General features: G+C 72.9%; 7 protein-coding genes. 4 read left to right on the top strand and 3 right to left on the bottom strand.

Features of this window, described 5'->3' with window-relative positions:
• Window positions 1-16: 16 nt before the first annotated feature.
• Window positions 17-253 (bottom strand): ferredoxin, encoded by a 237-nt coding sequence (locus tag JQN83_RS22545; protein ID WP_208569137.1) that lies wholly within the window; start codon window positions 251-253, stop codon window positions 17-19.
• Window positions 250-1437 carry a cytochrome P450 gene (locus JQN83_RS33270; protein ID WP_208569136.1) on the bottom strand — a complete coding sequence of 396 codons (1188 nt, stop codon included), beginning with the start codon at window positions 1435-1437 and terminating at the stop codon, window positions 250-252. The genes JQN83_RS22545 and JQN83_RS33270 overlap by 4 nt, the downstream gene beginning before the upstream one ends.
• Before the next feature lie 357 nt (window positions 1438-1794).
• On the opposite strand from JQN83_RS33270, the gene JQN83_RS22535 reads away from it, so the two are divergent.
• The 4 genes from JQN83_RS22535 to JQN83_RS22520 all read left to right on the top strand — a co-directional run bounded on the left by JQN83_RS22535 (window position 1795) and on the right by JQN83_RS22520 (window position 6994).
• The gene (locus tag JQN83_RS22535; RefSeq protein WP_208569135.1) at window positions 1795-3141 is read left to right on the top strand and encodes a KamA family radical SAM protein; all 1347 of its coding nucleotides are present in this window, start codon (window positions 1795-1797) and stop codon (window positions 3139-3141) included.
• 28 nt (window positions 3142-3169) lie between these two features.
• Complete coding sequence (locus tag JQN83_RS22530; protein ID WP_208569134.1) at window positions 3170-4426, top strand: pyridoxal phosphate-dependent aminotransferase; 1257 nt, start codon at window positions 3170-3172, stop codon at window positions 4424-4426.
• Window positions 4427-4493: 67 nt separating this feature from the next.
• Window positions 4494-5423 carry an ACP S-malonyltransferase gene (locus tag JQN83_RS22525; RefSeq protein ID WP_208569133.1) on the top strand — a complete coding sequence of 310 codons (930 nt, stop codon included), beginning with the start codon at window positions 4494-4496 and terminating at the stop codon, window positions 5421-5423.
• A gap of 26 nt (window positions 5424-5449) precedes the next feature.
• Window positions 5450-6994 (top strand): AMP-binding protein, encoded by a 1545-nt coding sequence (locus JQN83_RS22520; RefSeq protein ID WP_208569132.1) that lies wholly within the window; start codon window positions 5450-5452, stop codon window positions 6992-6994.
• 484 nt (window positions 6995-7478) lie between these two features.
• Here JQN83_RS22520 and JQN83_RS22515 read toward each other — a convergent pair whose 3' ends face one another.
• The gene (locus JQN83_RS22515) at window positions 7479-9074 is read right to left on the bottom strand and encodes a D-alanine--poly(phosphoribitol) ligase (protein ID WP_208569131.1); all 1596 of its coding nucleotides are present in this window, start codon (window positions 9072-9074) and stop codon (window positions 7479-7481) included.
• Window positions 9075-9139: the final 65 nt, after the last annotated feature.

The raw sequence follows: 9139 nt of genomic DNA, 5'->3' as shown, positions 1-9139 counted from the left end.
CCGGTCGGGGCGGTGGTTACTCCTCGGGCGCGAGCAGCGCGCCGGAGGCGGCGTCGCGCACGGTGATCGCCGACATCGGGCACATGTCGGCGGCGTCGATGACCGCCTCGTCGGGCGCGGTCTCCGGGGCCAGGGCGGACGCCTTGCCGGCCCGGATCTCGATCTGGCGGGGGGCCGCGCCGGCGCAGACCCCGGTACCGATGCAGGCGTCCCGGTCGACGGTGACCGTCCAGCGGGTGTCCACGGTGGTCACCAGGCCACCAGCAGCTTGTTCGGGCCCCGGACCAGCTGGCCGGACTTCCACGACACGCCCGCGTCGCCGTCGGCCAGGCTCAGCTCGGGGAACCGGTCCAGGACCGTGTGCAGGGCCACCTGGAGTTCCATCCGGGCGAGCTGCGCGCCGAGGCAGTGGTGCGGGCCGTGGCCGAACGCGACGTGCGGGTTCTGCTCGCGGGTGAAGTCGAAGGTCTCCGGGTTGTCGAAGATCTCCGGGTCCCGGTTGGCGCCGGGCAGCGAGACCAGCACCGGCTCCCCGGCGCGGACGGTGATCCCGCTCAGCTCGATGTCCTCCACCGCGTAGCGGGGGAACATCGCGGCCGGGTTCAGCGGGATCATCCGCAGCAGTTCCTCCACGGCCGCCGGCACCAGGCTCCGGTCGGCGCGCAGCTGCGCCATCAGCTCCGGGTTGGTGAGCAGCGCGTAGACGAAGTTGGGGATGTGGGTGGAGACCGTCTCGACGCCGGTGAGCAGCAGCCCGACCCCGGCGATGGAGAGCAGCTCCTGCTCGGTCAGCCGGTCGCCCTCGTCGCGGGCCTTGACCAGCGCGCCGAGCAGGTCGTCGGTGGGCTGCTCGCGGCGCTGGGCGACCAGCTTGCCCATGTAGCCGAACAGCTGCTCGGCGTAGACCATCAGCTGCTCGCTGGTGCTGGTCAGCCCCTCGGTCCAGATCCGGAACTGGGCCCGGTCCTCGAACGGCACCCCGAGCAGCTCGCAGATGACGGTGATCGGGTACGGCAGGGCGAACAGCTCGACCAGGTCACCCGGGGAACCCTTGGCGATCATCTCGTCGACGTACTCGTTGGCGATGCGCTGGGCGCCCTCGCGCATCTCGTTGACCCGGCGCGCGGTCAGCGCCTTGCCGGCGAGCTTACGCAGCCGGGTGTGGTCCGGCGGGTCGAGCCCGATGATGCCCTCGTAGGTCATCTCCTCGCGGGTACGGGGCTGGTCCTTGCCCTGCGCCGCGGCCCGGCTGAACCGTGGGTCGGTCAGCACGGTCTTGACGTCCTCGTACCGGGTGGCGAGCCAGGACACCTCGCCGTACGGCAGTTGCACCCGGGCCAGCGGCTCGGTGCTGCGCAGCAGCCCGTAGACGGGGTCGATGTCGATCCCGGGCGCCTCGCTGAACGGATATTTACGGATCTCCTGATCGATCGTCACGGAGCACTCCCTCGGGTCGCACCGGGCGCACGTGATCCGGCGCTGGCATCGGTGTCTGCACGGCCGCTCGGTGCGGTACGGCGTATCCGGGCGACACGCCGGGCGCCGGCCGGACCAGGCGAGGGATACGTAATCAGGAAAGGAAATCCACCTACACCCCCGCGACGCCCCTAGCCTCCCCCTACCAGCGGCGCTAAGGGGCGGCTCTGGGGTTCCGCTAGGGGTCCCGGCGGACGGGCCGCCACTAGCGTGGGGGCGAGGCAACGCGCTGTTGACCGTCGAGCGATTCTCGCGGGCGCGCACCGGTGATTGAGTCACGCCACGTCGGTGGGCGCAACCCCCCATGGAGGATGGTTGATGTCCCTGCTCGTTTCCACGACCGCCGATCCGGGGCGGTTCCACTCCTTCGGGCCGCACCACATCGATGAGCTGGGCGCCCGGTACGGATTGTCGGCCGACAATCTGCACGCGGTCCGCACCATTTCCCAGGTGCTGCCCTTCCGGGTCAACGAGTACGTCCTGTCGCACCTGATCGACTGGGACCGCATCCCGGACGACCCGATCTTCCGGCTGGTGTTCCCGCAGCGCGGCATGCTCGCCGCCGCCGACGAGCGGATCGTCGGCGACCTGCTGCGCGCCGGTGACCGCAAGGGGCTGCGCGGTGAGGTGGCCCGGATCCGGGCTGGGCTCAACCCGCACCCGTCCGGGCAGCAGCAGCACAACGTGCCCAGCCTGGACGGTCAGGAGTTGCCGGGCATGCAGCACAAGTACCGGGAGACGGTGCTGTACTTCCCGCAGCAGGGGCAGACCTGCCACGCGTACTGCACCTACTGCTTCCGCTGGGCGCAGTTCGTCGGTGACGCGGACCTGCGGTTCGCCGCGCCCGGCCCGGAGCAGTTGGTGAGCTACCTGCACCGCCACCCGGCGGTGACCGACGTGCTGGTCACCGGCGGCGACCCGATGATCATGTCGACGGAGCGGCTGCGCAGCCACGTGGAGCCGCTGCTGGCGGTGGACACGGTGCGCACCATCCGGTTCGGCACCAAGGCGGTCGCCTACTGGCCGTACCGGTTCGTCTCCGACAGTGACGCCGACGACCTGCTGCGACTGTTCGAACAGGTCGTCGCGTCGGGTCGCAACGTCGCGGTGATGGCGCACTTCAGCCACCCCCGGGAGTTGGCCACCGAGGTCGCCACCCGGGCCATCGCCCGGATCCGGTCGACCGGGGCGGTGGTCTACTGCCAGGCCCCGCTGATCCGCTACGTCAACGACGACGCCCGCGCCTGGAGCGAGATGTGGCGGGCCGAGCTGGCCGTCGGCGCGGTGCCCTACTACATGTTCGTCGAACGGGACACCGGTCCCCGCGACTACTTCCAGGTGCCGCTGACCCGGGCCGCCGACATCTTCCGCACCGCGTACCAGGACCTGCCCGGCCTGGCCCGGACGGTGCGCGGGCCGGTCATGTCGGCCACCCCCGGCAAGGTGCTGGTCGACGGCGTCGAACGGACCCCGGACGGCGACTTCTTCCAGCTCCGGTTGATCCAGGCCCGCGACCGGCGGCTGGTCGGCCGGCCGTTCCGGGCCCGCTGGTCGGCCGACGCGGCCTGGCTGAGCGACCTGGAGATCGACCCGGCTGCCCCGGCGGACATCCTCGCCGCCGTCAGCCCCAGCGCGGCCCGCCCCGGCGCCGCCGTCACCGCCTGAACACCCACCGACCCGAAGGGAGCTGGCGATGGCCGGCCGGAAGATCTCGCCCAACCTCGCACTCGACCAGTTGGTCGCGCAGCGCATCGCCGCAGGCGAGTCCATCGTGCACCTGGGCTTCGGCGAGTCCCGGCTGCCGGTGTTCGCGCCACTGCGGCGGGCGCTGACCGACGGCGCCGACCGCAATGCGTACGGGCCGGTGGTGGGTGACCCGGACACCCGGGACGCGGTGGCCGGGTACTTCTCCCGTCGCCGGCTGCCCACCGAGGCGGACCAGGTGATTATCGCGCCGGGCAGCAAGCCGCTGCTGATGGCCCTGCAACTGGTCGTCGGCGGGGACACCATCGTCGCCGCGCCGAGCTGGGTCACCTACGCCCCGCAGGCCCGGTTGGCCGGCAAGACCGTGCTGGGGGTGCCGATCCCGGAGTCGTGCGGCGGGGTGCCCGACCCGACGGCGCTGCGGGAGACGATCCACGCCGCCCGGGTGCTCGGCCACGACCCGCGCATCCTGGTGCTCACCTCGCCGGACAACCCGACCGGCACACACGCCCCGGACGACCTGGTCCGGGAGTTGTGCGCGATCGCCGAGGAGGAGGACCTGCTGATCGTCTCGGACGAGATCTACCGGGACATCCTGCACACCCCGGGCACGGACCTGCTCTCCCCCGCCGAGGTCGCCCCGAGGCGGACCGTGGTGCTCACCGGGCTGAGCAAGAACCTGGCGCTCGGCGGTTGGCGGATCGGCGCGGCCCGGTTCCCGGCCGGCGGGTGGGGTGAGCGGATCCGCGCCGACGTGGCGGCGGTGGCCAGCGAGATCTGGTCCACCCTCGCCGGGCCGATGCAGTCGGTGACCCGGTACGCCTTCGCCGAGCCGCCGGAGATCCGCGAGCGGCTCACCGAGGACGCCGCGCTGCACGGCGCGGTGGCCGGGGCGGTGCACCGGATCATGGTGGAGGCGGGCGCCACCTGCCGGCCGCCGACCGGCGCGTTCTACGTCTACCCGGATTTCGCGCCGCTGCGGGAGCCGCTGGCCGAGCAGGGCATCACCGACGGCGCCGGGTTGCAGCGTCACCTGCTGGAGGAGCTGGGCGTGGCGGTGCTGTCCGGCCACCACTTCGGCGACCGGCCGGAGGCGCTGCGGTTCCGGGCCGCCACCAGCATGCTCTACGGCGACACCCCGGAGCAGCAGCGGCAGACCCAGACCGCCGCCGACCCGCTGACGGTGCCGCACGTCGCCGACGCGCTGGTCCGCATCGAGCAGGCTCTGGCCAAGCTCCCCCGGTGACCTGCCCGCCCGGCTCCCCCGCCGACCGTGCCCGCGCCGGTCGGCCCCGACGACAAGGACGCCCCAGATGACCAGCGCCATCGTCTTTCCCGGGATGGGCCCGTGCGACTTCGCCGACGTCGCGAAGTTCATGCTCATCGACCGGGACGCCCGCGAGTTGCTCGCCGCAGCCAGCGACGCCCTGGACTACGACCTGTTCGCCCGCTACCGCGACAGCGACAGCGACTACTCCGAGTACGCCCAGGTGGCCTTCCTGGTCAACTGCGTGGCGCTGGCCCGCTGGGCGGAGCGGACCATGGACCTGCGGCCGGACCTGATCGCCGGGCCCAGCTTCGGGGGTAAGGCCGCCGCCGTGTTCAGCGGCGCGCTGGACTTCGCCGAGGCGGTCCGGATGACGGCGCGGCTGTCCCGGATCGAGACGGAGTACTTCACCGCCGAGCAGCGGGGCGTGGTGACGATGTCGTTCGTCCGTACCCCGGGCGAGCGGCTGCGGGAGATCCTCGCCGAGCTGGACGAGGCCGGCGAGTGGTACGAGATCTCCTGCTACGTCGACACCGACTTCTGGATGGTGACCCTGCACGAGGGGCGCACCGACTGGTTGGCGCAGCGGCTGCGGGCCGGCGGCGGGCTGCCGCTGTACGTGATGGACCCGCCGCTGCACGCCGCCGCGTTCCAACCGCTGCGCGACCGGGTGGAGGCGGAGCTGTTCGGGTCGCTGCACTTCACCGACCCGCAGATCCCGGTCGTCGCCGACCAGGACGGCACGGTACGCACCACCGCCGACGGCGTACGGACCATGCTGCTCGACGGGATCGTCACCCCGGTGCGCTGGCCGGAGGTGGTCGCCACGTTCCAGCAGTCCGGGGTGCAGACGGTGCACGTCTGCGGGCCGGACCGGCTCTGGGGCCGGGTCGGCGCGACCGTCCGCAACTTCCGGACCACCATCGTGGACCCCCGGCGGGCGATGCGGCCGATCCGCCGCACCGTGGCCGCCTGACCGGTCGGCAGAGCACGGAGGACGAGATGACCCAGCACACCGACTACGCCCTGCACGGCCGGTTCCTCCAGGGGCTGGCCGCCGCACCCCGGGCCACCGCCCTGCACCTGCCGACCGGTCCGGTCAGCTACGAGGAGCTGCACACCACCGCGCTGCGCTGGGCCGGGGCGTTGGCCGCCGGCCCGGACGGGCCGCCCCGGGTGGTCGGCATCCTTGCCGGCAAGACCCTGGAGTCGTACGCCGGGCTGCTCGCCACCCTGTACCTCGGCGCGACCGCCGTGCCGCTGCACCCGGAGTTCCCGGCGGCCCGGACGGCGGGGATGCTCACCGCGTGCGGGGTCTCCGTCCTGCTGCTCGACGACGCCGGGCTGGCGGTCCGGGCGGAGATGGGTGACGCGGTCGCCGGGGTGCCGGTGTTCGCGCCGGTGGTGGACCCGCGCGGCAGCGGCACCGGGCTGCGGCTGCCGGTGGTCGGGGCGACGCCACTGGCCGCGCCCCGCCCCGCCCGCCCGGACGACGTGGCCTACGTGCTGTTCACCTCCGGCTCGACGGGGCGACCCAAGGGGGTGCCGATCACCCACGGCAACCTGCGGCACTACTTCTCCGTGCTGGACGACCGGTACGACTTCGGGCCGGACGACCGGTTCTCCCAGTCGTTCGACCTGAACTTCGACTGCGCGATGTTCGACCTGTTCTGCGCCTGGGGCGCGGGGGCGAGCGTGCACCCGGTGCCGCCGGCGGCCTACCGGGACGTGCCGGCGTTCGTGGCCGAGCGGGGCCTGACCGTGTGGTTCTCCACCCCGAGCGCGATCACCCTGGTGCGGCGGACCGGTCGCCTCGATGCGGCGGCGATGCCGTCGTTGCGGTGGAGCTTCTTCGCCGGGGAGGCGCTGCACGCCGCCGACGCGGTGGACTGGCAGTCGGCGGCCCCCGGGTCGACGCTGGAGAACATCTACGGCCCGACCGAACTGACCGTGACGATCACCGGGCACCGCTGGTCGCCGGAGACCTCGCCGGGGTTGTGCGTCAACGGTCTGGTCCCGATCGGGACGCTGCACGACGGGCACGACGGGGTGCTGCTCGACGCCGACGGCGCGGCCAGTGAGGTGGAGGGGGAACTCTGCATCACCGGCCCGCAGCTCACCCCCGGTTACCTCGATCCGGCCGACGACGAGGGCCGGTTCCTGGTCCGTGACGGGCGGCGCTGGTACCGCACCGGGGACCGGGTCCGGCGGCTGGACAACAAGGAGCTGATCTATCTGGGGCGGCTCGACTCGCAGGTGCAGGTGCACGGCTGGCGGGTGGAGCTGGCCGAGATCGAGCACGCCCTGCGGGGCTGCCCCGGCATCGAGGACGCGGTGACCGTGGCCCGTTCCGGGGCCGGCGGCACCGAGCTGGTGGTCTTCTACACCGGGGAGCGGACCACCCCGGCCGAGCTGTCCCGGCAGCTGCGGCAGATCCTGCCCAAGGGGATGCTGCCGCGTTCGTACCGGCACGTGCCGGAGTTCCCGTTGAACTCCAACCGCAAGGTGGACCGGGCCCGGCTGGCCCGCGAGGCCGCCGAACACTGATCCGCACCCACCTCCCCCGCTCTCCCTGCTTCCCCGCGCTCCCTGCCTCCCCCGCTCCCCCTGCCTCCCCGCGCTCCCTGCCTCCCCCGCTCTCTCTGCCTTCACCCACCCTTCCCCGGCCCGGACCACTCCGGGCCGGGGATCTCCATGATCGACACAGTTTCGTGGTTGTAGTGGCATCCGAGCGTTCGGATGCCACTACAACCACGAAACTGCGCGCACACCGACCCGCGGGCGGCGAGCGGCAGGCGGCAGGCGGCGAGCGGCAGGCGGCAGGACGGCGAGCGGACGGCGGACGGCGGACGGCGGACGGGCGGACGGCGGACGGCGGACGGGCGGACGGCGGACGGGCGGACGGCGGACGGCGGACGGCGGACGGGCGGACGGCGGGCGGACGGCGGACGGCGGCGCAGGGAACCGGCGTGGGAAACCCCTGGCCGGTCCCCCTCCTGAAGGGACCGGCCAGGGGCCGTCGGGGTGCGGGTCAGCGCTGGGCGGGCTGTCCGGCTCGCTCGGCGAGGGCCCGCCGGTCGATCTTGCCGTTGGCGTTGACCGGCAGCTCGTCGATGACCCGGACCTGCTGCGGCACCATGTAGTCGGGCAGCGCCTCCAGGCAGAACGCGCCCAGCTCCATCTCCTCCACGCCGGTGACGCCCTCGTCGAGCACCACGAACGCGGCCAGCACCGGGTCCTTGCCCTCCTGCGGCAGCATCAGCGCGGCGGCCCCGGTGATGCCCGGGAACTCCCGGACCCGGCGCTCCACCTCGCCCAGCTCGACCCGGTTGCCGCGCACCTTGACCAGGGAGTCGGCCCGGCCGGTGAAGTAGAGTTCGCCACCCTCGCCCCGGTAGGCCAGGTCGCCGGTACGGAAGACCACCTGCCCGGTGGCCGGGTTGAGCGGGTCGGGCACCAGCGCGGCGGCGGTGGCCTCCGGGTCATTCCAGTAGCCGTGGAACAGGGCGGCGCTGCGCAGGTGGATCTGGCCGATGACACCCGGGGAGTCGACCGGCCGGCCGTCCTCGTCGATCAGCAGCATCTCCGCGCCCGGGTGGGCGTGGCCGATGGAGATCCGGTCGATGTCGTCGGGCAGCGGATTGGGCACGTCGGTGAAGGACGCGGCGATGGACTCGCTGCTGCCGAAGCAGTTGACCACCCGGGCGTGCGGCAGGGCGCGTTGCAGCTCCCGCATCTCGGGCAGGGGGAAGTTCTCGCCGGAGTAGAGCACCCCGCGGATCTGCTCACCGAGCGCGGCCAGCCCGGCGAACTCGTGCCGCAGCACCCCCCGCCAGATCGACGGCACGCCGTTGACCTGGGTTGCGCCGCTGTCGGCGAGGAACTGCACGAAGCGGCGCGGCCAGCGCAGCAGCGACCGGGGCACCGGCACCACGGCCGCGCCGCTGCCCAGCGCCAGGCCGATGTCGAGCAGCGAGAAGTCGAACTGCAACGGCGAGGTGGTGGCGACCCGGTCCTCGGCGGAGACGATGCCGTGCCGCAGCATCCCCCGGAAGAAGGCGAGGACGCCCCGGTGGCTCATCACCACGCCCTTGGGTCGTCCGGTGGTGCCCGACGTGAAGATCATGTAGGCCGGGTCGGTGGGCACCAGTTCCCGGCGGTGCCGGGTGCGCGGCGCGGGCGTCCGCTCGACCTGGATGCCGTCCGGGCCGAACCGGGCGGTGCCCAGCGACGTGGGTACGCCGTCGCGGCGGCCGTCGACGGGTTGCAGGTGCAGCGCGGCGGCGGTGCTCTCGGCGATCAGCGCGAGCCGCTGGGCGGGGGTCTCCGGGCTGACCGGGATGAACGTCAGGCCCAGCGAGGAGCAGGCGAGGAAGACGGCGATGGCGGTCGGGGTGGTGTCCGACTCCAGGATCACCCGGTCGCCGATGTCGAGGCCGAGTTCGTCGAGGGCGGCGGCGTAGCCGTCGACCCGCTGGGCGAGCTGACGGTACGAGATGGAGCCGACCTCGCCGCCGACGGCCTGGATGACGGCCGGCTTGTCGGGCGTCAGCCGGGCGCCCGCCAACAGGAACTCGTGCAGCGTCTCCACGGAGGCGTGCGTGCGCGCGAAGTTCTCTCGACTCATGGCCGGAGCGTATCGGCGGCCCTGCCGGCCCCCACCCGCATCGACCCCCCTAACGACCCCTTACC

This window comes from Micromonospora antibiotica, assembly GCF_017599305.1.
Taxonomy (GTDB): domain Bacteria; phylum Actinomycetota; class Actinomycetes; order Mycobacteriales; family Micromonosporaceae; genus Micromonospora; species Micromonospora antibiotica.
This window is presented reverse-complemented; position numbering and strand designations above follow the sequence as displayed.

Excerpts from the sequence above, each read along its gene's own strand:
- JQN83_RS22535 (WP_208569135.1), top strand. The coding sequence starts at position 1,795 with ATGTCCCTGCTCGTTTCCACGACCGCCGATCCGGGGCGGTTCCACTCC.
- JQN83_RS22530 (WP_208569134.1), top strand. The coding sequence starts at position 3,170 with ATGGCCGGCCGGAAGATCTCGCCCAACCTCGCACTCGACCAGTTGGTC.
- JQN83_RS22525 (WP_208569133.1), top strand. The coding sequence starts at position 4,494 with ATGACCAGCGCCATCGTCTTTCCCGGGATGGGCCCGTGCGACTTCGCC.
- JQN83_RS22520 (WP_208569132.1), top strand. The coding sequence starts at position 5,450 with ATGACCCAGCACACCGACTACGCCCTGCACGGCCGGTTCCTCCAGGGG.
- JQN83_RS22515 (WP_208569131.1), bottom strand. The coding sequence starts at position 9,074 with ATGAGTCGAGAGAACTTCGCGCGCACGCACGCCTCCGTGGAGACGCTG.